Here is a 24191-nt window from a genome sequence, read left to right as displayed (position 1 = left end):
GGACCGTCTTCGCGGACCGATGGGAAACGCCCTCATGGTGGATGTCGCACAGAACGCCCTGATCCGACGACTGGTCCGGGCCGGAGCAGGCTCCGACGACGAGATCGACTCCGTGCTGAAGGACGCCGGTCTGACCGACGTGGCACGCGTCCTCGTCGAGGAGGTCCTGTTTCGCTGCCCGGAACCGGTCAACACCGCGCCCGTCGACGTGGCTCTGGACGTCACCCACGGCGGAGAGCGGCACACCGTCGTCCTGCGCATGGTGCGCGACGAACCGATCCGCGTGGTCGGGGACGACTCCGCCCGGGTCCGCTCCCGGGTGACTTTCACGGTGCCGGGACTGGTCCGCCGGCTCTTCGGGCCGGCGGACTCCCCGCGCACCGGGGACTTCCACAACTCGTTCGTGCCGACGCCGGAAGACCCGGAGCGGGTGCGGGAGCTACTGGCCGAGATGAACACGGTGCTGCGCGCGGCGGCCCAGGCCACCGCCACCCTGATGGCCGGCTGCACGGGCAGCTGCCCCGACCTGGGTGAGCTCTCGATCCGGTACGGCTCCGACAAGTGGGCCAGTTTCCACTGGTACACAGCCCACTACGAGCGTCACTTCGCCCCGTACCGGGACCGGCCCGTGCGGGTCCTGGAGATCGGCATCGGCGGCTTCGACGACGACCTCGGCGGCGGTTCGCTCAAGATGTGGAAGCGCTACTTCCCCCGGGGCACCGTCCTCGGCCTGGACATCTACGACAAGACGGCGCTGACCGAGCCCCGGCTCACGGCGCTGGTCGGCGACCAGAACGACCCGGAGTACCTGACCGAACTGGCCAGGGAGCACGGCCCGTTCGACATCGTCATCGACGACGGCAGCCATGTGAATGAGCATGTGCGCACCTCGTTCCGGACGCTCTTTCCGTACGTGCGTCCCGGCGGTCTCTACGTGATCGAGGACCTCCAGACCGCCTACTTCACCGACTTCGGCGGCAGCACGGGAGGGGTCGCGGGCCCGGACACCTCACTCGGGCTCGTCAAGACGCTGATCGACGACCTGCACCACCGGGAGCACCGCGAGCCCGCCGTCACCCGGCCCACCCCGACGCAGAGCACCGTCACGGCGGTGCACGCCTATCACAACATCGTCTTCGTGGAGAAGGGGACGAACGGGGAGGACACGCTGCCCTCGTGGATGGACGCGGACGTGTGGACCGCGCTCGGCGCCAAGTGAGCCGCGGAGGAGAACGAAGGGGTTCGAGCATGCGCGTTCTGTTCACCGTGTCCACGTGGCCCACCCAGTACGCGGCCATGGTGCCGCTGGGCTGGGCGTTCCAGGCGGCAGGTCACGAGGTCCGGGTGCTGTGCGCCCCCTCACAGGCCGCCGCAGTGGGCCGGGCCGGGCTCGTGCCCGTACCGGTCCTCGGAGGGATGGAGGAGGTGCTGCGACTGCGGCTGCAGTACCACGCCGAGGCCGTGAACGGGATCTGGCCGTACCCGTGGCTCCCTCCGCACCCGCTGACCGGTGAACGGCTCGACCGGCTCGACGCCTTCGACACCGGGCGCTTCGACCGGGAGGTCGCGCCGGAACTGGACGCCTCGGCGGCCCGGAGCTTCGACGCGGCCGTGGCCTACGCCCGTGACTGGCGGCCGGACCTGGTCCTGCATGACCCGGGAAGTCTGGAGGGCCTCCTCGCGGCCAAGGTCCTGGACGTTTCGGCGGTCCTCTGTCTCTGGGGTCCCGCGAGCCCGCACGACCCCGATCACATGCGGATCGTCCCCACCGATCACAGCGGATCGTTCGCCCGGTACGGCCTGGGACCGTTCGACCTGGCCATGATCGAGCGGGTGGTGGATCCCAACCCGCCGTCCCTGAAGGTGCCGGTCGGAGCGGAGCGGATGCCCGTACGGTACGTCCCGTACAACGGGGCCGGGCCTGCCCCGGCGTGGACCGCGCGGCCACCGGAGCGGCCGAGGGTCTGTGTCACCTGGTCCACGGCCCTGTCCACCGTCTCGGGCCCCGACTCCTACCTGCTCCCCCGGATCGTCGCCGCCCTCGACGGACTGGACTGCGAGGTCGTGCTCACCGCGACCGCGCGCGACGTGGCGGCGCTCGGTCCGGTGCCCTCCGGCGTCCGGGTGGTGGAGAACCTGCCGCTGGCCGCCCTGCTGCCGGGCTCCGCCGCCGTCGTGCACCACGGGGGCAGCGGCAGCACGCTGACGTCCCTGTGGGCGGGGGTGCCGCAGTTCATCGCGACCTTCGCGTCGGAGCAGCAGGTGACCGGGGAGAGGGTGGCCGCCACCGGCGCCGCGCTCCATGTGCCCGGGCACCTCGCGGACGAGGCGGCGATCCGGGCCGGTGTGGAGCAGCTGGTCGAGGACGATGTCCATCGGGCCGCGGCCGGACGGCTCCGCGAGGAGGTCGCGGAGGCGCCGGCGCCGGCTGCGCTCGCCTCCGAGCTGGAGGCCCTGGCGACCGGCGTCTGAAGAACCGTGCCTGGCCGGAACCGCGGCAGCGGTTCCCGGTGCGCAAAGATCGAGGCGGATACGAGGTCCGCTGCCGATTCTGCCGGGCATGACCACGCGAACCGAAGGAACCGACAGTGAGGTCCTGCCCGGGGCCGCACGCGGGATCGTCGTCACCGGCGGCGGGACCGGCATCGGCCGGGCAACGGCCCGGATGTTCGCCGCACGCGGGGACCGGGTGCTCGTCGTCGGACGCACCCGGGCCACGCTCGACGCGACCGCCGAGGGACACTCCGGCATCCAGTGCCTCGTCGCCGACGTCACCGAGCCGGACGCCCCCGACCGGGTCGTCGAGACGGCCCTGAGCGTCCTCGGCCGGGTCGACGTCCTGGTGAACAACGCGGCCGCGATGGGGTACCGCCCGCTGGCCGCGCTCGACCGGGCCGAGGCCGAACGGCAGCTCCACACCAACCTCCTGGCTCCGGTCCTGCTGACCCGGGCCGCGCTGGAACCCCTGGCGGAACGGTCCGGCACGGTGGTGAACATCGGCTCCTCCGGCGCCCTCGGCCTACGGTCCTGGCCCGACAACGGCCTGTACGGGGCCGCCAAGGCGGGGCTCGACTTCCTCACCCGCACATGGGCCGTCGAGCTGGCCCCGCGCGGGATCCGGGTGGTCGGTATCGCCCCCGGGGTGACCGACATCGGCGGCGTTCCGGAACCCGACGGTCCCGACGCCGCGTACACGGACTTCCTGAAGGTGATCGCCGCCCGGACGCCGAGCGGACGGGTCGGCCGCCCCGAGGAGATGGCCTGGTGGATCGTGCAGCTCACGTTGCCGGAGGCCGTCCACGCCAACGGGACAGTCGTCCCGGTGGACGGCGGACTCTCCCTGACGTGATGGTCGGCCCCCAGCAGCCGCAGCCGGCCCCGGTGACCCGGCGCCCCATCGAACCCTGTGACGGTGTCCCGCCCACCCCGTGACCGGCGCCCGACCCGCACGACGACCGAGTCCGCAGGCCCGGGAAGGCGACCGCGTCCGCACGTCGATCCGAGAGGGGAGCGCCGATGCGTGTCCTGTTCCAGCCCTTCGCCGCCGCCACCCACGTGGCCGCCCAGGTCCCGCTCGCCTGGGCGCTGCGCGCGGCCGGTCACGAGGTGCGGGTCGCGACGCAGCCGGACGTGACCGAGGACGTCACCCGCGCCGGTCTCACTGCGGTGCCGGTCGGTGAGCCTCTGCACGTCGCGGCCAGGATGAACCCCGACGACGCGAATCTGGTGGACGAGTTGCGCGGCGACGCCTGGCTGCGGGTGCTCGATCCGGGCGAGATCAGTCCCGAGCGGCTGACGCCCGGTCACCTGCACGGGGTGTTCGCCGCCTGGACACCGCTGGTCCACCGGAACACGGTGCCGGACCGGATGATCGACGACCTGGTGGCCTTCGCCCGGGACTGGCGGCCCGACCTGGTGGTCTGGGACACCATGACCTACGCGGGCCCGGTCGCCGCCCGTGCGAGCGGCGCCGCGCACGCCCGGCTGATGTTCGGTCTCGACCTGGTCGGACTGCTGCGCGAGCGGTACCGGGCCGCCCTCGACAAGCTCCCGCCAGAACTGCGGGACGACCCGCTGGAGGAGTGGCTGGGGCACGTTCTCGAACGACATGGTCTTGAGGGCCCGGGCCGGGGCTTCGACGAGGAGCTGGTGGTCGGCCAGTGGACGCTCGACCCGGTACCCACCTCCCTCGCCCTGCCCGTCTCCCTCCCCCGGGTTCCGGTGCGCTACGTCCCGTACAACGGCCCCGCGCACGTGCCCGGTTGGCTGGACGAGCAGCCCGGGCGCCGCCGCATCTGCCTCACCCTCGGCGTCTCCTTCCGGGAGGTCGTCGGTGAGGACCAGGCGTCGATCGGTGAACTGCTGGAGGCCGTGGCCGATCTGGACGTCGAGGTGGTGGCGACACTCAACGCCGAGCAGCTCCATACCCTTGGCCCGCTGCCGCCGAACGTCCGGGCCGTAGACTTCGTCCCGCTGAACGAACTGCTGCCGAGCTGTGCGGCGATCATCCACCACGGGGGGGCGGGCACTTTCCTGACCGCCCTGGCCCACGGGGTGCCGCAGGTCGTCGTGCCGTCCCGGATGTGGTGCAACACCCCGCGCGCGGAGCGGGCCCGAGCGGCCGGAGTGGCCCTGACGTGTGCGCCCGAGCTGCTCACGGCCGTCCGGCTGCGCGCAATGGTGACGCGGGTCCTGGAGGACCCGTCGTTCGTGCGTGCGGCGGCCCGGGTGCGTGGCGAGCTGCTCAGGACACCGACGCCCGCCGGGATCGTCCCGGTCCTGGAAGGGCTGGTGACCGCCCATCGCTCCCCCGCGCCGAAGCGATGATGGCATACGGTCGGAGAGAGAAGATCACGGTCTCCGACGGTTGAGGTGAAGCCGCCTTGAGGACACACATCCCCTATCTCTTAGCCGTGGCCAGCACGGTCGCGACGCGCCAGGTCGACGAGCGGCTGGCGGCGTACGACCTGACGATTCGTCAATACGGTCTGCTCGCCCAGCTCTCGCTCGAACCCGCGCTGACCATGGCGGAGCTGGCCCGACAGCTGGGCATCGCCCGGCAGTCGGTCCACCAGCTGGTCAACGAGCTCGTCGAGGCGGGCCATGTGCGCCGGTGCCCGGGCGCGGATGACCGCTCTCGCCGACTGGAGATAACCGATACCGCGCACTATCTGCTGACGCGGATCGACGGGCCGCTGGAGCGGGTGGAGGCGGAGCTGCTCGGCGATCTCGCCCCGGACGAGGCCGAGTCCCTGCGTGGCCTCCTCCAGCGCGTTCTGGCCCACGCCACCGACGACGAGGCCTGGCTGCCCGCCCGCTGACGGCGCCGCGGCCCTTGTCCCGCGCCCGTACGTGCCAAGCCCTGCGCACACCAGTGTGCGGCCCGTACCGGGTTCCGGCGCGCGGCCCGCCTGAAAGGCACGGGTGCCAACGGGAGTCGAGGCCGTGTCGAGGTCCGGTCCCTAGCCTCGCCGACATGCGTGTGCTGTTCGTGACCCTGGCCGCCTCACCCCACTTCTTCGTCCAAGTGCCGTTGGCCTGGGCCCTGCGCGCCGCCGGACACGAGGTGCGCGTCGCCAGCCAGCCCGACCTCATGGACACCATCACCGCCGCCGGGCTGCCCGCGACCCCGGTGGGCCCCAGGCTCGCCCAGGACGAGTCCGTGGAGGAGCTGCGACGACGGCAGGAGAAGGCGGCCGAACGCCTGGCGGAGCCTCCGGACGCCCAGGAACTGATGCGGATGGCGGAGGCCCGGCCCGAGCGGCTGACCTCCGACTTCCTGGACGGTCTGTTCACGGTGATGAGTTCGGCCATCTTCCAGAACTTCTCGGCCGAGGAGACCGTGGACGACCTGGTGGCGCTGGCCCGGCGCTGGCGGCCCGACCTGGTGGTCTGGGACACCCTGATGATGGGCGGGGCGGTCGCCGCGCGCGCCTCCGGGGCAGCCCACGCCCGCCTCCTCTACGGACTCGACCTGGTGGGCACGATGCGGGCGCGGCACCAGGCCTCGCTCACGGCCCGGCCCCCGGAGTTGCGGGAGGACCCGCTCGCCGAGTGGCTGGGCTGGACGGCGGCACGGTACGGCTGTGGGTTCACGGAGGATCTGGTGACCGGTCAGTGGACCCTCGACCCCACGCCGGCGTCGCTGCGCCCGCCCACCACCCTGCCGTGGGTCCCCTTCCGTCACGTCCCCTACAACGGCCGGTCCGTGGTGCCGGAGTGGTTGCGCGAGCCGCCGGCGCGGCGCCGGGTCTGTCTCACCTTGGGGCTGTCCTTCCGCGAGGTGATGGGCGGCGACCAGGCCTCCGTACCGGCTCTCCTCGAGGCGATGGGTGAGCTGGACGCCGAGGTGGTGGCGACCCTCGATGCCGGGCAACTGGCCGAGGCCGGCCGGGTTCCCGGGAACGTGCGCGTGGTGGACTTCGTCCCGCTGGACGCGCTCCTGCCGTCCTGTTCGGCGATCGTGCACCAGGGCGGCTTCGGCACCGCGCAGAACGCGCTGGCGCACGGCGTGCCCCAGGTCGTCGTGCCCAACGACCTGTGGGACATCCACCCCCGTGCGGCCCTCATCGAGCGGGCGGGCGTCGGACTGCGTCCGCCCGGGGACGGTCGGCTGCGCCCGGCGGAGCTGCGCGAGCTGGTGACACGGGTGCTGGACGAGCCCTCGTACGCGAAGAGCGCGGCCCGGCTGCGGGGCGAGATCCGGGAGGCGCCCACGCCGGCCGAGCTGGTCCCGGTGCTGGAGGACTTGACCGCACGCCACCGGCGGGGCGGCTGAACCGCGGCGGACGGCCCGGCGGGATCAGCCGCCCCGGACCATGGCCTCGGCCAGGGCCTCGCGCCAGGGCCGGGGCGCCGGGATGCCCGCCTCGTGCCACCGGCGGTGGCCGAGCACGGTGTACCGGGGCCGGGGCGCGCGCCCGCCGAAGGCCGCGGCGGAGACCGGCCGTACCCGGTCGGGATCGGCTCCGGCCAGCCGGAACACCTCGCGGGCCAGCTCGTACCAGCTGGCCCGGCCGGCGTTGGTGGCGTGGAAGACGCCGCTGGCCCCCGGTGCGCGTCCGAGGGCCAGGAGAGAGCGCGCCACGTCGGCCGCCCAGGTCGGCTGACCCACCAGATCGGCAACCACGTCCACGGGTTCGTGGCCTCGCGCCCGCTCGGTCATGGTGCGGACGAAGTTGCGGCCGTGCTCTCCGTGGAGCCAAGCGGTGCGGACCACCGCTCCTCGGTCCGGCAGGAGGTCGAGGACGGCTCGTTCGCCCGCCCGTTTGCTCCGTCCGTAGACATTGCGGGGAGCGGTGGGATGGTCCTCGGGATACGGGGAGTCGGCGTCGCCGGGAAAGACGTAGTCGGTGGAGAGGTGCAGCAGCCGGGCCCCGTGGCGGGCGCAGAGTGCGGCGAGGTGGCGGGGGCCGTCTCCGTTGACCCGGAAGGCCCGCTCCGCGTCGGTTTCGGCGGCGTCAACGGCCGTGTAGGCAGCGCAGTTGACCACGAGGCCGGGGCGGTGCCGGGCGAAGGCGGCGGCGAGCGCGTCGGGGTCGGTGACGTCCAGGGCGCGCCGGTCCAGACCCACCGCGTCCGCGCCCTCGGCCGCCAGCGCCGCCGTCATCTCGTGGCCGAGGAGCCCTCCGGCGCCGGTGACCAGCCACCTCATCGTGGGATCCGGTCCGCCGTGTCCAGTGGTTCGGGCAGGCGGTGTTTGAGCGGTTCCCACCAGTCACGGTTCCGCCGGTACCAGGCGACGGTGGCCGCGAGTCCGTCGGCGAAGGCGTGCCGGGGGCGGTAGCCGAGCTCGGCGCGGGCCTTGCCGTCGTCGAGGGCGTACCGCAGGTCGTGGCCCTTGCGGTCGGCCACCCGCCGGACGCGATCCTGTCCGGCTCCACAGGCGTCGAGGAGCAGTCCGGTCAGTTCCCGGTTGGTGAGTTCGGTGCCGCCGCCGAGGTGGTAGACCTCCCCGGCCCGGCCCCGGGTTCGGACCAGGTCGACGCCGGCGCAGTGGTCCTCGACGTGCACCCACTCGCGTACGTGGGTGCCCTCGCCGTAGAGCGGCACCTGCTCCCCGTCCAACAGGTTCGTGACGAAGAGCGGGATCAGCTTCTCGGGGAACTGGCGCGGCCCGTAGTTGTTGGAGCAGCGGGTGATCCGTACGTCGAGTCCGTGCGTACGGTGCTGGGCCAGGGCGAGCAGGTCGGAGGCAGCCTTGGAGGCCGCGTAGGGGGAGTTGGGGCTCAGCTGGCACTCCTCGGTCCAGGCGCCTTTGGAGATGGAGCCGTAGACCTCGTCGGTCGAGACGTGCACGAAGGGGCCGACGCCATGGCGCACGGCCGCGTCGAGCAGCGTCTGGGTTCCCAGCACGTTGGTGCGGACGAAAGGTTCCGCTCCGGAGATGGAGCGGTCCACGTGCGATTCAGCCGCGAAGTGCACCACCTGGTCGGCAGCGGCCATCAGGCGGTTGACCAGGACGGCGTCGCAGATGTCTCCGTGCACGAACCGCAGTCGGGGGTGAGAGGTGTCGAGGTTGTCGAGGGTGCTCGCGTAGGTCAGGAGGTCCAGCACGGTGACGTGGACAGCCGGATCCTCTGACAGCAGGGTGCGGACGTAGGCCGAGCCGATGAAGCCGGCCGCTCCGGTGACCAGGAGATTCACGGGAGCGAGCATGTCCGGCGCGGGTCGAGGATCCGACGACGGTCCCTGGTCACGGCCCGCCGTGGGCTCCATCGGTCGTCGACCGGTCGGCGACCGGGGCGGCCGAGACTCCGGCATCGAGATCCCGAACGCTGGAGGAACCATGGCGCTGTTCGCTGTCCTCGCCACCCAGTCCCCCACCGGAATCCCCGCCGACGAGTTCAGGCGGCGGCTGCCCGAGGGGTTCGCGTACGTCAGGGAACTGATCGACAAGGGAGTCATCCTGCACAACTGGATCCGCGTCGGCGCCTCGGGCGGCCTGCTGATCTACGAGGTGGACTCGCACGAGGAGCTGAACTCCCTGCTGTACGGGAACCCCCTGAGCCCGCACCTGCGCTTCGAGGTGATCCCGCTGGCGGAGGTCGGCGGCTTCGACCCGGTGGCCTTCCAGAACCGGAGCGCCGGGGCCGGAGACGTCAGCCGGTGACCAGCGCGCGGGCGAGATTCCGGTAGAAGGCCGTGACTCCGGGTTCCTTCGGGGAGAGATGGCCGCGCTCCGCGAAGCGGGAGCCCGCCACCCGCTGCACGGCCTCCATGCCGAGCCGGTCCTCCCGGTTGACCACCCCGGCGCTCTCCTCGTTCTGCTCGCGAAGCGCGTCACGGTCCTGACCGACGAGGGCGGAGGGATGCATGAGCACCCCGCCGCGGACCTCGATGCGGTCGATGGCCAGCGGGATCATCGTGATCCAGACGACGGAATCGCCGAAGGCCGCCAGGCTGCTGCACGGGAAGACGGCGCAGTTGTACATGGTGGCGCGCTGTTCGGCGGAGAGCGGCAGCGCCGTCTCCGCGAGGGGTTCGCGGAAGGGGCTGAGGAGCCGGGTCACCCAGGCCGACTCGGTGCGCACCTCCATAGCGCCTCCCGGCGGAGTGATGAGCGCCACGGTGGTGGGGTGGAGTCCCATGGCGTGGTAGTTCTCGTGGGCGTTCTGAACGGCGATCTTCCAGTTGCACCGCCACTCTTCGGTCCAGCCGGCGATCCGTGCCATCTCCGGCAGCCGGTAGGCGTCGAGCTCCTCGCCGGTCCGCCGCAGGTGCGGCGCCAGCGGCTCGGCGTCCGGGTCGGGGTTGACGAAGACGAACCCCCGCCACTCCTCCACGGCCGGCTGCGGCCGGTGCGGGCCCAAGGCCGACCGTGCGCGCAGCACCCCGTCCTCCCCCCGGAAGACGGTGACGGGCAGGCCGCCGGGCGAGACGGTCAAGAACGCACCGGGAACGGCCAGTTCGTCGGTGTGGGCCACCAGCAGCCAGGACCGCCCGAAGACCCGATCCCGCTCCGCCTCCCACAACTCGGGGGAGGTGAAGGCCGCCGGGGACAGGCTCAGCTCGGGGGCGTCAGCCTCCACATACCCCGCCAGCTCCGCCATGAGCTCCGTGAGCGTCATGCTCCTCGCCGTTCCCTTCCGTAGCGGGCCGTGAGCCGCTCTATCTCGGCCACGGCCTCGTTGGGTGTCTGCATCTCCTCGATCTCCCGCCGAAGCCGCTGCGCGTGGGCGGCGAACGACGGCTCGGTCAGTACGCGCGCGACCGTCTCGCGGAAGCGGTCGGCGGTGAACTCCCGCAGCGGGAGGGACAGGAGGTTGCCCTGTTTCTCGTAGTCGGCGCCCATGGACTCGGTGACCCACTCCCAGCCCGTGAGGAGGACCTGGGGGACGCCGTGGAACTCGGCGGTGGCCTTGGTCTGGTATCCGCCGTGGTGCACCACCGCTGCGCAGGTCGGCAGCAGGTCGTGCATGGGCACGTGGTCCACCACCCGCACGGTGTCCGGGAGCGGCGGCAGATGGGCGCGCTGTCGCGCGGAGAGCGCAGCGACAAGCTCCACGTCCAGTTCACCCAATGCGCCCAGCATGCCGATGAGGACGGTGTCGAGGTCCCAGAGTCCGTAGCCGCTGTCGATGCTCACCCCCAAGGTCAGGCAGACCCGGGGTCTGAGGGGTGGCTCCCGGAGCCACCGGGGTACGACCGCACGCCCGTTGTACGGGATGTAGCGGGCCGGGACAGTCGGGACGCCCAGGTCCTCGCGGAGGCTCGCCGGCCTGGTGTCGACGGTCCACTGGCCGGTGAGCACGGACTCGTCGAACCGGGCCCCCGCGCCGAGGCGTTCGAGGGTCCAGTCAAGCCACTCCGCCGTGGGGTCCTCGCGGTGCTCGGGCTCCTGCTCGGCGGCGAGTCGCAGGAAGGTACGGCGGGTACCCAGTTGCATGGCGAGCTCGGGCCCGGAGACCAGACGCGCGTGGGCCGCGCCCACGGTGAGCGCCGCGACCGGGCCCGCCAGACAAAGTGTCTCCCAGATGACCAGGTCGGGCCGCCAGTGCCGGGCGAGAGCCACCAGCTCGTCAATCATCGTGTCCGAGTTCAGGCGGGAGTTGAGGGCGGGGACGATGACGCTCTCGTAGCCGAGCTGCTCCTCCCAGGTCTCCTCCCGGTCCGGTCCCCGGTCCCGGTCGGCGGTGCCGAAGTGGGCGATGGCGTCCTGGTGGAACTCGCCCAGCGACTCGTACCACGGGGGGCTCTCGATCGGGACGGCGGTGATACCGCACCGGGTGACGGTCTCCACCACACCGGGGACACAGGCGGCCCGCACCTCGTGGCCGGCGGTGCGCAGCGCCCATGCCACCGGGGCGAGCAACTGGAAGTGGCTGCCCTCCAGCGAGGTGAACAGAACCTTCATCGCGCTTCTCCTCTCCTCGCCCCGGGGGCGGCCGCCGGGGACGTGGTCGCCGTCGGGGTGGTCGTCGTGGCCGCCCTGCGGTCAGTCGTCGGGGTTGTCGTCTCGGCGGACCCGCGGTCGGCGGTCGCGGTGGCCGTCCCGGTCCCGGCAGCCACGGCGGCCGTGACCCTGACCCGGGCCCGGGCTGAACCGCGGGTCAGCGGGGCTCTGGCACGGCGCACCACGGGAGCGGCGGGGCAGAGCCGGGCGTACCGGTCGGCCAGAGCGGCGAGGACGGCCTCGGTCAGAGCGCGGTGGAACGGGGCCAGCACGCGGTGAGCGGGAGCCCTCACCGCCCCGGGACCGCTGTCCACCAGGATCGCGAGCCGCTCACCTGCGGCGATCCGGGCGTCCGCCACCTCCAGACCGGTCCGGGCCGTCAGGGGCACGATCCACCCGGGCGGCTCGGTGCGCAGCGCCGCCTCGGCCGTCCGCCCCGCGTCGCGGGCCGACAGCGGGAACCGTGTCCGCAGCACGGACCGGACGACGAGGTCGGCACCGGTGCGGGCGGCGATGACGACCGTGGCCGGGCCCGGCGCACCGGGAGGAGCACCGTCGAGGAGGGACCGCAGCTCGGCCAGGCCCGTACGCAGTCGCCGGGTGGTGGCGAGCCGCTGCGGGCACACCACCGCGTCCTGGGCGGCGCCGCACGCGGCGAGGGCCTCGGCGAACCGGTCGCGGTCCGCCCCTGCGATCGCGCACACCTCGGCTAGGGCACCCGCCACCAACGGCTCGGCCAGGTCGGTGACCAGGTCGAACTCGGCCCCCACCGCGTCGAGCAGCCGCGCACAGAGGGAGCCGAGGTCCTCCGGCACCCGCACGTCCGTCACGGCGGCCTCGCCCGACAGGACCGGCACGTGACCGATGCCCGGGTGGTCGAGCAGAGCGGCCGCCGTGACCGGGTCGGCGGTGACCCAGGATCCGGGTCCGGAGCGCCACAGCGGCCCGGCGGCCCGGACCCCGCGGCGCTGCGGCCCCGGGTCCTCGTCGATGTCGCAGAGCAGAGCTGCGTAGGGGTCGCCCTTGAGCCGGTGCAGCCACAGCGTCCCGTGCTCGAGCTGCAGCCGCTCCCCCAGCCCCGCCAGTTCCCGCGGCTCCATGGGCTCCGCGGTCACGGGGCGGCGCCGGGGCTGGCGGCGATCAGGGGGAACAGGTCCCCGTCGACGGGTGCGCCGGGCCTCAGATGGGCCACCGGGTGGTCCTGGACGCCCGGCCGGTACGTGGCGTCGGAGTCCATGTAGACGGAGGCGAAGGCGAGCCGGCGTTCCCCGTCGGTGTTGACCCCGGCCAGGTGCACGGTGCGGAAGTCGTGGAAGACCACGTCACCGGCGCGCATGGGGACGGCCACCCGGGGGCTGAACGGGAAGTCGGGCCAGATCTCCTCCATCGGCCGGTAGTCCTGGAACCCGGTCAGGTGGACCTGGCGGTGTTCAAGGGGGCGCCGGTGCGAGCCGGGGACGTAGACCAGGCAGCCCCGGTCGGCGGGCACGTCGACCAGCGGGACCCACGCCGTCAGGGTGCGGGTCAGACCGGCGAGCGGCAGGCCCGGCTCGTCGTCGTGGACCACGGTGGGCAGGTGAACGTCGGGATCCTTCTTGAGCACGTCGGTGCCGTAGAGCCGCAGCGGTCCTCCGGCGAGGTGCTCGGCGACCCGGGTGACCACGGGGTGCAGGGCCAGCCTGCGTAGACCGGGGTGTTTGCACCAGGCGGCCTCGACGTAGTGAACCTGGGTCTCTTCCTCGGAGGCGCCCCAGATCTTCGGGCCCTCCTTGGCGAGGAGTTCCTCTGCGGCGGCACGGAAACCGGCGACCTCCTCGGCGGAGAGCACCGCCCGCAGGTGGACGAATCCCTGGTCCTGGAATCGGCGGAGAGTCTCCTGGGTCGGCAGGCCGTTCTCCGTCAGATCGGAGGTTGTCAGCATGTGATCGTCTTTCCTCGTCGTGTGGGAGGTCGAGGTCGTGCGGGGGACCGTGCCGGACGGCGTGGCGGACCGCGGGGAGGCGGTCACGGTCGCCCGAGGGCGAGCCCGTCGACCGTCTCGGCCGGGGTGGGCATCGCGAGGATCTCGTCGCGGACCCGGAGGGCGTTGTCGCGCAGGTGCTCGTCCTTGAGGAGCGTCCGGCACTCGGTGGCCCCGAGTGTGCCGGGCTCCGCCACGATCCCGATGCCCCGCGCGGGCAGCAGGTCCGCGCCCGTCTGCTGGTAGGAGCCGCGTGGGATGACGCACTGCGGGAGGCCGGCGGCGGCGGCCGTCAGCATGGTCCCGCTGCCGCCGTGGTGGATGATCGCAGCGCAGGTGTCGAGGAGCAGGTCGAGCGGGGCCCAGTCGACCAGCCGTACGTTGGCCGGTACGTCGGGCAGCAGGGCCGGGTCGCCGCCGCCGAGGGTGACCACGAACTCGACTTCCATGCCCCGGACCGCCTCCAAGAGCGGCCTCAGGATCGCGAGGCCGCCCCACTGGGCCTCGATGGTGCCCAGGGTGACGGCGATGCGCGGCAGCCTGGGGGCCTCCGCGAGCCAGCCGGGCAGCACGGCCCCTCCGTTGAAGGGCAGGGGTCGCATCGGCCGGACCTCGGGGGTGCGGCGGCCCTCGGGGAGGAGGGCGGTGAGGCTCGGCGGGAGGGTGGTGAGTGGGATCGTCGCCGGGGGTTCACCCGAGACGCCGTGCCGGGCCCAGTGAGGTTCCATCCCGGCTCGGAGCAGGCAGTGGAGCCGGGCACCGCTGTCGTACGAGCCCAGGCGGGGTTCGACCAGGGGCACGCCGAGCGCGGCGGCGAGCAGCCGACCGGCGCCCTGCAGGGGCGGGGCGACCACCAGGTCGGGGGACCAATCCCGGGCCGCCGCCAGGGCACCGTCCACCATGACCCCGGAAACCCGGGCGAAGAGCGTGGCCAGTTCGGCGTCCTCGGGGTCCTCGGCGAACATGGGATGGTCCGTCGGGCTGTCGGCCTCGGGCTCCTGGGGCACGTAGACGGGCAGGTAGTCGAGGCCGGGGGTGACATCCACGACGTCGAACCCCGCCTGGGCGGCGGCCAGGCTGAGCCCGCCGGTGACGTACCGGACCCGGTGGCCGGCCGCGCGGAAGGCCTGGGCGAGGGGGATGGTCGGAAAGAGGTGGCCGAGGCCCGGAGAGGTCACGAACAGGACGCGCATGCTGCCCCCAGGCAGGAGTCGTCGGGTGAGGTGCGGGAGGTCTGGGGCCCCGGCCTCATGGAGGCGGGCCCGGCGGAGCCGGTTTCACGAGGCCCGGTGCCACGGGGCGGTCCCGAGGAAGAGGCCACGGCCCGCGTGCGGACCGGGGAGGTACTCGACGGTGAGGCCGGCGGCCCGGAAGGCCGCCTCGTAGGCCGTACGGGTGAAGAGCGAGATGCGGTGGGTCTCGGTGAAGTGCCGGGCGCCGGCGTGGGCGTCGGCGACCACGTAGTGCACTTCCATCCGGCACGCCCCCCTGTCGCGCGAGGAGTGCGAGACCCGCGCCACGGTCCGGCCCGCCACGGTGGTGACGTCTGCCGAGATGTGTCCGTCCAGGTAGGTCTCGGGGAACCACCAGGGGTCCACGGCCACCACTCCTCCCGGCGTCAGGTGCCGGGTGAACGCGCCCAGGGTGGCGTGGAGTTCGGCCTCCGTGGTCGCGTAGCCCAGGGACCCGAACATGCAGGTGACCACGTCGAACCGGGCGTCGAGGTCGAAGGTCCGCATGTCGCCGACGTGGACGGGGACGTCCGGCAGCGCCGTGCGCGCGGCGCGGACCATGGGCTCGGACAATTCGAGACCCGCGACGGCGTCGAAGAGCCCGGCGAAGTGGCGCAGGTGCGCGCCGGTGCCGCAGGCCACGTCAAGGAGGGAGCGCGCGTCGGGCCGCAGTCGGCGCACGTGCCGGGTCAACTCGTGCGCCTCGGCCTCGTAGTCCTTGCCGCGGCTTTCGTGGATCAGGTCGTGGATCTCGGTGAGGTCAGCGCCATACATGGTCGGATCGTCGGAAGGCGGCCTGGAGAAATCACCCAGGACGGATGGAGGCGGAACAGGTGGTGTGTCGATCGGGTGGCGACCGATTCACCAGGACGCGCGGTCACCCTCGGCCGGACCAAAACGAGAGCCGGAACGAGCGGAGGGCCGACGTGGACGTTGGGGAGATCGTGGCGGAGCTGGAGCGATATCTGGGTCCGGACGCGGAAGAGTTGAGTCTGCCGCCCGCGGCGTTCACGTCGCCGGGGTTGTGGGAAATGGAGCGGGAGCGGGTGTTCGGGCGTTCCTGGGTGCTGGTGGCGCACGCCGACGAACTGGCGGAGACCGGGTCCTATGTGGCCCTGTCGGTGGCGGGCGAGCCGGTGCTGGTGGTCCGGGGCGAGGACGGGGCATTGCACGGGATGTCGCCGGTCTGCCGGCACCGGCTGATGCCGGTGGTGGAGGAGGGTTCAGGTCGTACGGACGTGTTCACCTGCCCGTACCACCTGTGGCGGTACGGGCTCGACGGGCGGCTGGTGGGCGCCACCCACATGAAACGGAATCCGGCGTTCGACCCGTCGGCGTGTCAGCTGCCTCGGTTCTCGGTGGAGGAGTGGCACGGATTCGTCTTCGTCAACCTCGATGCCTCGGCGGAGCCCCTCGGTCCCCATCTGCAGCGGATCGACGAGGATCTGGTCAACTACCGCCTGCCGGAGCTGACCCAGGTGGCGGGCTGGACGGAGGAATGGCACTGCAACTGGAAGATCGCCGTCGAGAACGCCCATGAGAACTACCACGTAATGGGCTTCCACCCGGAGACCCTGCAGCCGACCACCCCCGGTGGCGCGGAGACGAGGGTCCGGGCGGACTCGCCGTGGGCCGACAGCATGCGGGTGCGGTACTCGACCCCGCTGGAGCCCGTCGTCCTGGACCTCACCGAGGAGGAACGGGCCCATCTGTACGGCTTCTTCGTCTTCCCCTCGGGCAGCCTCGCCGCCTCGGGCGACATGGTGATCTGGCTCAGCCTCATCCCCGCAGCACTCGACCGCACCACGGTACGGGGCGGGGTCCTGATGCCCTCCGCCATGATCGAGGGGCAGGACCGGGAGACCGTACGGAAGGAGGCCGAGGCCTATGCCGCGGTGATCAACGGCGAGGACCGGCAAGGTCTGGAGGCGGTACAGCGGGGCGCCGGATCCCGCTTCGCCGAACGGGGTTACCTCTCCCCCAAGGAGCCCGGGGTCGTCCTCTTCTACCGGTCCCTGGCCCGTGCCCTGCTGCGCGAGGACGCCGACTGGCCCGGCGGCCTCTGAAAAGGCGACGGCGCCGTCCGGCACCGGGCCGACAGGCCCGTCCGCGACGTCATCAGGAGGCGAAGACCTTCCCCGGGTTGAAGATTCCGGCCGGGTCGAAGACCTTCTTGGTCGCGCGGTGCAGGTCGAGCACCGCGGGGCTCAGTTCCCGGGTCAGGCCGCGCATCTTGAGCAGTCCCACCCCGTGCTCCCCGGTGACGGTGCCGCCCAGCGCGATCGCCTGGTCGACGACCTCCTCGAACACCCCGCGCCCCCGGGCCAGGGCGGCCTCGTCGCCCCGGGGAACGACCATCATCGGGTGCAGGTTGCCGTCCCCCGCGTGGGCCAGGCTCGCGATGTGCACGTCGTGCGCCGCGGCGATCCGCTCCAGGTGGGCGAGCATCCGCGGTACGAGCATGCGCGGTACGCAGATGTCCTCGCTGAGCACCAGGCCCAGCCGCTCCAGCGCCGGATAGACCAGCCGGCGCGCGGCGAAGAGGGCATCCGCCTCGGCAGCGTCGGTCGAGCGGGCGCTCCAGGTCGCGCCCGCGCTCTCGAAACAGCTCAGGACGGTGTCGGCCTCCTGGTCCCCGGCGGCTCCGGGGGCGTCACAGCGGGCCAGCAGCAGGACGTTCCCGGCGTCGGTGAGGCCCATGTTCTTCCAGTCGTCCACGGCGCGCAGGCAGTAGCGGTCGACGAGTTCGAGGGCGCTCGGCACCACTCCGGAGGCGACCACGCGGGCGACCGCACGTCCCGCGCCGGGCAGGTCGTCGAAGTAGCCGACGACGGTCCGCTCCCTGGCCCGGGCGCCGCGCAGCCGCAAGGTGACCTCGGTGACCAGGCCCAGGGTGCCCTCCGAGCCCACCATCAGCCCGGCCAGTTCGTAGCCCGCGGTGCCCTTGGCGGTCTGCCGCCCCAGCCGGACGGTCTCGCCGCGTCCGGTGACGGCCTCGAGTCCGAGGACGTAGTCCCGGGTCACCCCGTACTTCACGCAGCACAGCCCTCCCGCGTTGGTGGCCACGTTCCCGCCGATCGTGGACCACGGGGCGCTGGCCGGGTCGGGCGGATACCACAGGCCCTTCTCGGCGCAGGCCGCGCGCAGATGGTCGTTGACCACTCCGGGCTGTACGACGGCGAGCCGCTCGTCGGGGTCGATGCGCAAAATCGCGTCCATCGCGGTGAAGGAGACGACCACGCAGCCCTCGATGGCGTTGGCGCCGCCGGACAGCCCGGTGCCCGCGCCGCGCGCGACCAGCGGGATGCCCCGCTCGGCGCAGTACGCGACCACCGCGGCGGCCTCGGCGGTGTCGTGGGGGCGTACGACGGCGGCGGGCATGCCGAAGGGGGCGCCCGCCGCCTCGTCGTGGGCGAAGGAGGCGCGGGTGTCCCGGTCGGCGATCACCCGTCCCGCGGGAAGGAGCCGCGCCAGCTCGGACGAGGTCGTGGCGGCCGAAGGAGCTTCGGTGGCCGAAGAGGCTGTGGTGGCTGAAGGAGTCGCGGTGCCCATCTTGGCGACGCTTTCACTGGCCGCGCCGGGGGTCAATTGGCCTTTGGTCCAGCCGGATCCGCAGGTGTACGAAAGGCCAATTGCCGTGCTCAGAGGGCTGCGCGAGGGTGGTTGGACGCCAGGTCAGACAGTCAATGGCGGCCAGCAGGGGGGAAATTCACATGGCGGTGGTGCTCTCGGGTATCGGGGGATTTCTCCCTCCCAGGGTGGTCACGAACGACGACCTTTCCGCGACGCTCGACACGAATGACGAATGGATCAGGACGCGGACCGGAATCAGTGAACGCAGGGTCGTCTCGGACGGCCTTTCGACCGGCTCCCTGGCCGTGGAGGCCGGTGCCCGGGCGCTGCGGTCCGCCGGGGTGAGCGGGGTGGACCTGGTGGTCGTGGCGACCACCTCCCCCGACCGGCTCTGCCCCGCGGTGGCACCGGAGGTCGCGTCCCGGCTCGGCATGGGCACGGTCGCGGCCTTCGACCTCACCTCGGCGTGCAGCGGGTTCCTCTACGGACTCGCCACGTGCGCCGGGCTGATCGCCTCGGGGACCGCGGACAGCGTGCTGTTCATCGGCTCGGAGGCCTTCACCACGCTGGTCGACCAGCAGGACCGCGGAACGGCGCCGATCTTCGGCGACGGAGCGGGCGCGGTGGTGCTGCGCCGCGGTGAGGACGACGAGCCCGGCGCGCTGGGCCCCTTCGACCTGGGCAGTGACGGCTCGCTCGCCGATCTGCTGGCCATCCCGGCCGGCGGTTCGCGCCAGCGGTCCGCGGACGCGGGCCTCGGCCACGAGGTGGTGCCCACCGGGGACTGGTACCTGCGGATGGAGGGCCGCCCCCTCTACACGCAGGCGGTCGAGCGCATGACGCAGTCGGCCAAGGCGGTGCTCAAGCGCACCGACTGGTCCGTGGCGGACGTCGACTGGTTCGTCGGCCACCAGGCCAACGTCCGGATCGTGCGTGCGGTGGCCGAGGAACTCGAAGTCCCCATGGAGCGCGTCGCGGTCAACATCGACCGGGTCGGGAACACCCTGTCGGCCTCGGTCCCCCTGCTGCTGAACGACATCGCCGCCGACGGCGGCCTCAAGGCCGGCGACCGGGTGCTGCTGTCGGCGTTCGGAGCCGGTCTCTCGTGGGGCTCGACGACCCTCGTCTGGCCCGACATCCCTGCCGAGCACGTGAACTGACCGAGCACGTGGACTGACCGAGCACGTGAACCGACCCGCTTTCACCAACATATTCCGAACCAGGAGACACACCATGAGCACCGTTCAGGAATCCGTCGTCGAGGTCTTCGTCTCCCGCTTCGATCTCGACGCCGAGAGCGTCGTCCCGGAAGCGACCTTCGACGACCTCGGTCTCGACTCGCTGTCCCAGATCGAGCTGGCGACCGCGCTGAAGAAGCGCCTCGGCGTCGTCATCACCGACGCCGAGCTGTCCGAGGTGGAGACCGTCTCGGACATCATCGCCCTCATCGAGCAGAAGCCCGCCGCCGTCTGATGAGCGGCTTCACGGCTCCCGTCACCGGTATCGGGCTGATCACCCCCGCGGGCATCGGGGTCAAGGAGAACTGGGAGCGCGTGGTCGACGGACGGCCGACCGCCGCCCACCACGACGACCTGGCCGGCCTGCCGGTGACCATGGCCTGCCGGGTGCCCGACTTCTCGCCCCGGCGGCTCGGGCTGCGCGGCGCCTGGCAGTTCGACCGCTACTCCCAGTTCGCCATCGCCGCGACGCGCGAGGCCCTCGCCCAGGCCGGTCTCGTGGCCGGGGAGTGGGCGGACAGCGCACGGGTGGCCGTCATCGTCGGTTCGGGAGCCGGCGGCACCGCGACGCTGGAGGAGCAGCACCGGGTCCTGATCGAGGAAGGACCCGACGAGGTCTCCCCGATGACCCTGCCGATGGGGCTGCTGAACATGGCGGCCGGGCAGGTCGCCATCGACATCGGGGCCAACGGCCCCTGCCTGGCGCCGTGCACCGCGTGCGCAGCCGGAGCCAGCGCGATCGGCCTCGGCCGGGAGCTGCTCCGGTCCGGGCTGGCCGACATCGTGATCGCGGGCGGTGCCGAGGCTCCGATCACCCCGCTCTACGTGTCCTCCTTCGCCCGGATGCGGGCACTGTCCAGGCGCCTGGACGACCCGGCGACGGCCTCCCGTCCCTTCGACGCGACCCGCGACGGGTTCGTACTGGGCGAGGGCGCGGGGATCGTGGTCATGGAGTCCGAGGAGCACGCCCGGGCCCGCGGCGCCCAGACCCTGGCCCGCGTGATCGGGTACGGCGCCTCGGCCGACGCCCACCACGTGACGTCCCCTCATCCGGAGGGCAGGGGCGCGGAGCTGGCAATCCGGGCGGCGCTCGCCGACGCGGGCCTGACCGGCCGCGACGTGGACTACGTCAACGCCCACGGCACCTCCACCCCCCTCAACGACGTGATCGAGGCCGGGGTGATCCGCCGGGTGATCGGCCCGGACGCCAAGGTCAGCTCCACCAAGGGGGTCACCGGGCACCCGCTCGGCGCGGCGGGCTCCATCGAGGCGGCGTACGCGGCGCTCGCGGTGCACCACGGCGTGATCCCTCCGACGGCCTCGCTCACCGAGGTCGACCCGCGGGTGGACGTCGACGTCGTGCACGGCGCGCCGCGGCTCGGTCCGGTGGACATCGCCCTGAGCAACTCCTTCGGGTTCGGCGGCCAGAACGCCGCCCTGCTGATCTCCTCGTGAACCGCACCAGAACCGTGAAAGGACCTCCCAGATGAACCCGGCCGCCACCGCCGACCTGGCCAGGCTGCTCTTCGACGGCAGGTACGAGCAGGCGCACAAGGACATCAGCGAGCTGCTGCTCGACCCGGTCTTCGATCCCCGTGAGGGCCTCACGATGAACGAGGCCGGGAAGCTCGCCTACGAACGGTCCCGGGTGGTGCACGCCGGACTGGAGCGGCCCACGGAGATCCTCAAGGACCCCTGGCGGCTGTTCGCCCTGGCCGAGTGGCCGTCACTGGTCGACGTGTCCACGTTCTCGCTCCTGATGGTCCACTACAACCTCAGCTTCGGCACGGTCGTCGAGCACGGCGACCGGCCCGAACTCAAGGACCTCGTCGACGAACTGGACCGGCTGGACTCGTTCAGCCCGTACATGGCCACCGAGCTGGGCTACGGCAACAACGTGGCCGCCATGCGCACCGAGGCGGTCTACGACGCCGCCTCCCAGACCTTCGTCCTGAACACCCCGGACGCGCTGGCCCAGAAGCACATGTCCTACAGCGGGTTCCAGGACGTCCCCAAGCTCGCCGTCGTCATGGCGCGGCTGAAGGCGGACGGCAAGGACCACGGCGTCTACCCCTTCCTCGTCCCGATCAGCGACGGCACCCGCCTGCACGAGGGGGTCCACGCGGCCCCCTGCCCGGAGAAGCCCGTCCAGGGCCTGGACAACGGCGTCACCTGGTTCGACCACGTCCGCGTCCCGCGCCGCAACCTGCTCCACGGCGACATGGGCGGCTTCGACGAGAACGGCACCTTCCGCCCCACCCCGGGCAACCAGCGCAAGCGGTTCCTGCGCGCCATGAGCCGGATCCTGCCCGGGCGCCTGTGCGTCTCCAGCTCGGCGGTCGGCGCGGGCCGGGCCGGGGTGTACATCGCGCTGCGCTTCGCGGCGCAGCGGCTCACGAACGCCCCCGGCCGCAACGACCTTCCGGTGATCGAGTACCGGAGCCACCAGCTGGCCCTGTTCACCGCGCTGTCCAAGGTCTACGCGATGACCCTGCTGCTCAACCACGCCAAGCGGGAGTTCGTGGCGGCCCCTGCTGCCGTGCCGGCCGAGCTGAACCACCTGATCTCGATCACCAAGGCCCTCTCCACCTGGGAGATGACCGAGGTCATCGCGGTCTGCCGGGAGCGCTGCGGCGCCCAGGGCATCTTCAGCGTCAACCGGATCGCGGACTACGGCTCGCTGCTGCAGGGTCTGGTGACCGCGGAGGGCGACAACCAGGTCCTGCTCGCCACCACGGCCGGCCAGATCATCGCCCAGGGCCGGGCCGAGGAGGAGGCGCCGTCCGAGGCACCCGACCCCGCCGGGCGCGACCTGCGCGACACCGCGTTCCTGCTGGCGGCCCTGCGCCACCGGGAGCGGGAGCTGCTCGGGGCCGCCCGTGCCGCCATGGCGGACGAGACCCGTGAGCGTACCTACCTCGAGGCCTGGAACGACACGATGAACACCGGGCTGACCATGGCCCGGGTGCGGGGCGTGCGTACGGCACTCGAGTGCTTCACCGAAGCGGCCGGGGGCGCCGAGACCGAGGAGGCACGGACCGCGCTCGGCCTGCTCGCCTCGCTGTACGCGCTCACCGAGGTGCAGCGCGACGCGGGCTGGTACCTGGCCCGCGGGGTGTTCACGGCCGGCCAGGTCGAGGAGCTGCCGCAGGCCCTGGACGCCCTGTGCGCCCTGATCCGGCCGTACGCGCAGACGCTGATCGGCGGTTTCAACCTGTCGCCCGAACTGCTGCGCGCCCCGATCGCCGCGGACGACTACGTGACCGCCTTCCAGCAGCGGACCGGAGCGTTCGGTCCCGCCGGCGCCCAGCTGACCACCGGGAACTGATCACCATGACACGGCACACCTATCCCTGCCCGATCCGCTGGTCCGACATGGACATCTACGGGATCGTCAACAACGTTTCCTTCGTGCGCTATCTGGAGGAGGCCCGGGTCGACTTCATCTTCCGGATGGCACCGACCGAGGGTGACGCGTTCTTCCGGGACGGCTCGGTGGTCGTCTCCCACCAGATCCGCTACCGGCGTCAGCTCGTCCACCGCCACGAGCCGGTCGACATCGAGATGTGGGTCTCGGACCTCCAGTCGGCGACGGTGACCGTCGACTACGCGGTGCGGGACGGCGACCTCGTCTACGCCACCGCCTCCACCACGATGGCCCCGTTCGACTACCGGGCGGGCCGCCCCCGTCGGCTCACGGACGCGGAGACCGGCTTCTTCGAGAAGTACCTCGAAGAGACCGGGTCGGCACGCTGACATGCGCCTGCTCCGGATCGGCCCGCAGGGCGGGGAACGGCCGTGCGCGGTCGGCCCCGGTGGAGTGGTCCGCGACCTGTCGTCCTGGGTCGCGGACTGGACGGGCGAGAGCCTGGACCCGGACGTACTGCGCGAGCTGGACGCCCGGCTGGTGCGGGAGGCCGGCACGCTGCCGGTGGCCGACCCGGCCGCCGAGCGGGTCGGCCCGCCCGTCCGGCCGGGCGGGCACCTGCTGTCGATCGGCCTCAACTACCGTGCGCACGCCGCCGAGGCCGGTCTCGAGCTGCCGGACGAGCCGATCGTCTCCAGCAAGGCCCCGATGACGCTGGTCGGCCCGAACGACACCCTCCTGCTGCCCCCGGGCGGCGAGAGGACCGACTGGGAGGTCGAGCTGGCGGTCGTCATCGGACGGCGTGCCCAGTACCTGCCCGACCGGGCGGCCGCCCCCGCCCACGTGGCGGGCTTCGCCACGGGCAACGACGTGTCCGAGCGGCGCTGGCTGCTGGAGCGCGGCGGCCAGTGGGTCAAGGGCAAGTCCTTCGAGTCCTTCAGCCCGCTGGGCCCCTTCCTGGTCACACCCGACGAGGTGCCCGACCCGCAGGACCTGCGGCTCAGCTGCACGGTCAACGGCCGGGTCATGCAGGACGCCTCCACCGCCGACATGGTCTTCGACGTGGCCCATCTGGTCTGGTACCTCAGCCAGTTCATGGTGCTGCACCCCGGGGACGTGATCCTCACCGGCTCCCCGGGCGGGGTCGCGCTCGGCCGCCCCGACCAGCCCTACCTGCGCCCCGGCGATCTGGTCGAGGCCGAGGTCGCGGGTCTGGGCGCGCACCGCCAGCACTGCCGCCGGGCCGTGCGGCCCGCTGCGCCGGCCGGGCCGGCGTCGCCGCGCGGCCCGGCGCCGGGAGTGCGGGGGGGGGGGGGGGGCGTGCCCCCCGTTGCGTTCCGGCCGTCGGGGCGCCTTTCGTCGTCTTTACACCCCTTTTGTTTCCCCCCCCCCCCACCCATCGCAAAAAACAACCCACCCCCCCCTC

The 24191-nt window shown here is 72.4% G+C and carries 23 protein-coding genes; 14 read left to right on the top strand and 9 right to left on the bottom strand.

Features of this window, described 5'->3' with window-relative positions:
- The first annotated feature begins 34 nt into the window (after positions 1 to 34).
- From AC069T_RS04120 to AC069T_RS04095, 6 genes are all read left to right on the top strand, one after another.
- A complete protein-coding gene (locus AC069T_RS04120) occupies positions 35 to 1219 on the top strand; it encodes a class I SAM-dependent methyltransferase (protein WP_478781225.1) in 1185 nt (394 codons plus the stop codon).
- Positions 1220 to 1248: 29 nt separating this feature from the next.
- Positions 1249 to 2472 (top strand): nucleotide disphospho-sugar-binding domain-containing protein, encoded by a 1224-nt coding sequence (locus AC069T_RS04115; protein WP_478781224.1) that lies wholly within the window; start codon positions 1249 to 1251, stop codon positions 2470 to 2472.
- An 88-nt stretch (positions 2473 to 2560) separates the two neighbouring features.
- Positions 2561 to 3349, top strand: coding sequence for an SDR family NAD(P)-dependent oxidoreductase (locus tag AC069T_RS04110; protein WP_478781223.1), 789 nt, complete (start codon positions 2561 to 2563; stop codon positions 3347 to 3349).
- A gap of 167 nt (positions 3350 to 3516) precedes the next feature.
- On the top strand, positions 3517 to 4827 hold the full coding sequence (locus tag AC069T_RS04105; protein ID WP_478781222.1) for an activator-dependent family glycosyltransferase: 1311 nt from the start codon (positions 3517 to 3519) through the stop codon (positions 4825 to 4827).
- Between the two features lie 86 nt (positions 4828 to 4913).
- The gene (locus AC069T_RS04100; RefSeq protein ID WP_478781221.1) at positions 4914 to 5321 is read left to right on the top strand and encodes a MarR family winged helix-turn-helix transcriptional regulator; all 408 of its coding nucleotides are present in this window, start codon (positions 4914 to 4916) and stop codon (positions 5319 to 5321) included.
- A gap of 155 nt (positions 5322 to 5476) precedes the next feature.
- On the top strand, positions 5477 to 6778 hold the full coding sequence (locus AC069T_RS04095) for an activator-dependent family glycosyltransferase (RefSeq protein ID WP_478781220.1): 1302 nt from the start codon (positions 5477 to 5479) through the stop codon (positions 6776 to 6778).
- Positions 6779 to 6802: 24 nt separating this feature from the next.
- Here the strand turns inward: AC069T_RS04095 and rfbD are convergent, their stop codons facing one another.
- Positions 6803 to 7654, bottom strand: coding sequence for a dTDP-4-dehydrorhamnose reductase (gene rfbD / locus AC069T_RS04090; protein WP_478781219.1), 852 nt, complete (start codon positions 7652 to 7654; stop codon positions 6803 to 6805).
- Positions 7651 to 8646, bottom strand: a complete 996-nt coding sequence (rfbB, locus tag AC069T_RS04085) for a dTDP-glucose 4,6-dehydratase (protein WP_478781218.1) — start codon at positions 8644 to 8646, stop codon at positions 7651 to 7653. The genes rfbD and rfbB overlap by 4 nt, the downstream gene beginning before the upstream one ends.
- Positions 8647 to 8788: 142 nt before the next feature.
- Between rfbB and AC069T_RS04080 the strand changes: the two genes are divergently transcribed.
- Positions 8789 to 9112 (top strand): muconolactone Delta-isomerase family protein, encoded by a 324-nt coding sequence (locus AC069T_RS04080; RefSeq protein WP_478781217.1) that lies wholly within the window; start codon positions 8789 to 8791, stop codon positions 9110 to 9112.
- Here AC069T_RS04080 and AC069T_RS04075 read toward each other — a convergent pair.
- The 6 genes from AC069T_RS04075 to AC069T_RS04050 form a co-directional block, all read right to left on the bottom strand.
- Positions 9102 to 10070: an SRPBCC family protein gene (locus AC069T_RS04075; protein ID WP_478781216.1), complete on the bottom strand. Its 969-nt coding sequence runs from the start codon at positions 10068 to 10070 to the stop codon at positions 9102 to 9104. The genes AC069T_RS04080 and AC069T_RS04075 overlap by 11 nt on opposite strands.
- On the bottom strand, positions 10067 to 11356 hold the full coding sequence (locus tag AC069T_RS04070; protein ID WP_478781215.1) for an activator-dependent family glycosyltransferase: 1290 nt from the start codon (positions 11354 to 11356) through the stop codon (positions 10067 to 10069). The genes AC069T_RS04075 and AC069T_RS04070 overlap by 4 nt, the downstream gene beginning before the upstream one ends.
- Complete coding sequence (locus AC069T_RS04065; protein ID WP_478781214.1) at positions 11353 to 12510, bottom strand: cytochrome P450 family protein; 1158 nt, start codon at positions 12508 to 12510, stop codon at positions 11353 to 11355. The genes AC069T_RS04070 and AC069T_RS04065 overlap by 4 nt, the downstream gene beginning before the upstream one ends.
- Positions 12507 to 13316, bottom strand: a complete 810-nt coding sequence (locus tag AC069T_RS04060) for a phytanoyl-CoA dioxygenase family protein (RefSeq protein WP_478781213.1) — start codon at positions 13314 to 13316, stop codon at positions 12507 to 12509. The genes AC069T_RS04065 and AC069T_RS04060 overlap by 4 nt, the downstream gene beginning before the upstream one ends.
- 83 nt (positions 13317 to 13399) lie before the next feature.
- Positions 13400 to 14548 carry a nucleotide disphospho-sugar-binding domain-containing protein gene (locus AC069T_RS04055; RefSeq protein ID WP_478781212.1) on the bottom strand — a complete coding sequence of 383 codons (1149 nt, stop codon included), beginning with the start codon at positions 14546 to 14548 and terminating at the stop codon, positions 13400 to 13402.
- A gap of 84 nt (positions 14549 to 14632) precedes the next feature.
- Positions 14633 to 15361 carry a class I SAM-dependent methyltransferase gene (locus tag AC069T_RS04050; protein ID WP_478781211.1) on the bottom strand — a complete coding sequence of 243 codons (729 nt, stop codon included), beginning with the start codon at positions 15359 to 15361 and terminating at the stop codon, positions 14633 to 14635.
- A 152-nt stretch (positions 15362 to 15513) separates the two neighbouring features.
- Here AC069T_RS04050 and AC069T_RS04045 point away from each other — a divergent pair, with 152 nt between their 5' ends.
- Positions 15514 to 16653, top strand: coding sequence for an aromatic ring-hydroxylating oxygenase subunit alpha (locus AC069T_RS04045; RefSeq protein WP_478781210.1), 1140 nt, complete (start codon positions 15514 to 15516; stop codon positions 16651 to 16653).
- Positions 16654 to 16705: 52 nt separating this feature from the next.
- Here the strand turns inward: AC069T_RS04045 and AC069T_RS04040 are convergent, their stop codons facing one another.
- On the bottom strand, positions 16706 to 18139 hold the full coding sequence (locus tag AC069T_RS04040) for an FAD-binding oxidoreductase (RefSeq protein WP_478781209.1): 1434 nt from the start codon (positions 18137 to 18139) through the stop codon (positions 16706 to 16708).
- Positions 18140 to 18273: 134 nt separating this feature from the next.
- Here AC069T_RS04040 and AC069T_RS04035 point away from each other — a divergent pair, with 134 nt between their 5' ends.
- The 6 genes from AC069T_RS04035 to AC069T_RS04010 form a co-directional block, all read left to right on the top strand.
- Positions 18274 to 19320 carry a beta-ketoacyl-ACP synthase III gene (locus AC069T_RS04035; RefSeq protein WP_478781208.1) on the top strand — a complete coding sequence of 349 codons (1047 nt, stop codon included), beginning with the start codon at positions 18274 to 18276 and terminating at the stop codon, positions 19318 to 19320.
- 73 nt (positions 19321 to 19393) lie between these two features.
- Positions 19394 to 19633 (top strand): acyl carrier protein, encoded by a 240-nt coding sequence (locus tag AC069T_RS04030; protein WP_476754225.1) that lies wholly within the window; start codon positions 19394 to 19396, stop codon positions 19631 to 19633.
- Positions 19633 to 20853 carry a beta-ketoacyl-[acyl-carrier-protein] synthase family protein gene (locus tag AC069T_RS04025; RefSeq protein WP_478781207.1) on the top strand — a complete coding sequence of 407 codons (1221 nt, stop codon included), beginning with the start codon at positions 19633 to 19635 and terminating at the stop codon, positions 20851 to 20853. Before AC069T_RS04030 ends, AC069T_RS04025 begins: the two co-directional genes overlap by 1 nt.
- 31 nt (positions 20854 to 20884) lie before the next feature.
- Entirely contained in the window at positions 20885 to 22726 is a 1842-nt protein-coding gene (locus AC069T_RS04020; RefSeq protein WP_478781206.1) for an acyl-CoA dehydrogenase family protein, read from the top strand.
- Between the two features lie 5 nt (positions 22727 to 22731).
- The gene (locus AC069T_RS04015) at positions 22732 to 23154 is read left to right on the top strand and encodes an acyl-CoA thioesterase (RefSeq protein WP_476754228.1); all 423 of its coding nucleotides are present in this window, start codon (positions 22732 to 22734) and stop codon (positions 23152 to 23154) included.
- A gap of 1 nt (position 23155) precedes the next feature.
- On the top strand, positions 23156 to 24191 hold a 1036-nt coding region (locus tag AC069T_RS04010; RefSeq protein WP_478781205.1), incomplete at its 3' end, for a fumarylacetoacetate hydrolase family protein.

It is taken from the genome of Streptomyces sp. NPDC043867 (assembly GCF_056435845.1).
This window is presented reverse-complemented; position numbering and strand designations above follow the sequence as displayed.

Excerpts from the sequence above, each read along its gene's own strand:
- AC069T_RS04055 (WP_478781212.1), bottom strand. The coding sequence starts at position 14,548 with ATGCGCGTCCTGTTCGTGACCTCTCCGGGCCTCGGCCACCTCTTTCCG.
- AC069T_RS04075 (WP_478781216.1), bottom strand. The coding sequence starts at position 10,070 with ATGACGCTCACGGAGCTCATGGCGGAGCTGGCGGGGTATGTGGAGGCT.
- AC069T_RS04115 (WP_478781224.1), top strand. The coding sequence starts at position 1,249 with ATGCGCGTTCTGTTCACCGTGTCCACGTGGCCCACCCAGTACGCGGCC.
- AC069T_RS04120 (WP_478781225.1), top strand. The coding sequence starts at position 35 with ATGGTGGATGTCGCACAGAACGCCCTGATCCGACGACTGGTCCGGGCC.
- AC069T_RS04060 (WP_478781213.1), bottom strand. The coding sequence starts at position 13,316 with ATGCTGACAACCTCCGATCTGACGGAGAACGGCCTGCCGACCCAGGAG.
- AC069T_RS04040 (WP_478781209.1), bottom strand. The coding sequence starts at position 18,139 with ATGGGCACCGCGACTCCTTCAGCCACCACAGCCTCTTCGGCCACCGAA.
- AC069T_RS04050 (WP_478781211.1), bottom strand. The coding sequence starts at position 15,361 with ATGTATGGCGCTGACCTCACCGAGATCCACGACCTGATCCACGAAAGC.
- AC069T_RS04105 (WP_478781222.1), top strand. The coding sequence starts at position 3,517 with ATGCGTGTCCTGTTCCAGCCCTTCGCCGCCGCCACCCACGTGGCCGCC.
- AC069T_RS04070 (WP_478781215.1), bottom strand. The coding sequence starts at position 11,356 with ATGAAGGTTCTGTTCACCTCGCTGGAGGGCAGCCACTTCCAGTTGCTC.
- AC069T_RS04015 (WP_476754228.1), top strand. The coding sequence starts at position 22,732 with ATGACACGGCACACCTATCCCTGCCCGATCCGCTGGTCCGACATGGAC.
- AC069T_RS04035 (WP_478781208.1), top strand. The coding sequence starts at position 18,274 with ATGGCGGCCAGCAGGGGGGAAATTCACATGGCGGTGGTGCTCTCGGGT.
- AC069T_RS04080 (WP_478781217.1), top strand. The coding sequence starts at position 8,789 with ATGGCGCTGTTCGCTGTCCTCGCCACCCAGTCCCCCACCGGAATCCCC.
- AC069T_RS04020 (WP_478781206.1), top strand. The coding sequence starts at position 20,885 with ATGAACCCGGCCGCCACCGCCGACCTGGCCAGGCTGCTCTTCGACGGC.
- rfbD (WP_478781219.1), bottom strand. The coding sequence starts at position 7,654 with ATGAGGTGGCTGGTCACCGGCGCCGGAGGGCTCCTCGGCCACGAGATG.
- AC069T_RS04110 (WP_478781223.1), top strand. The coding sequence starts at position 2,561 with ATGACCACGCGAACCGAAGGAACCGACAGTGAGGTCCTGCCCGGGGCC.
- AC069T_RS04030 (WP_476754225.1), top strand. The coding sequence starts at position 19,394 with ATGAGCACCGTTCAGGAATCCGTCGTCGAGGTCTTCGTCTCCCGCTTC.
- AC069T_RS04095 (WP_478781220.1), top strand. The coding sequence starts at position 5,477 with ATGCGTGTGCTGTTCGTGACCCTGGCCGCCTCACCCCACTTCTTCGTC.
- AC069T_RS04025 (WP_478781207.1), top strand. The coding sequence starts at position 19,633 with ATGAGCGGCTTCACGGCTCCCGTCACCGGTATCGGGCTGATCACCCCC.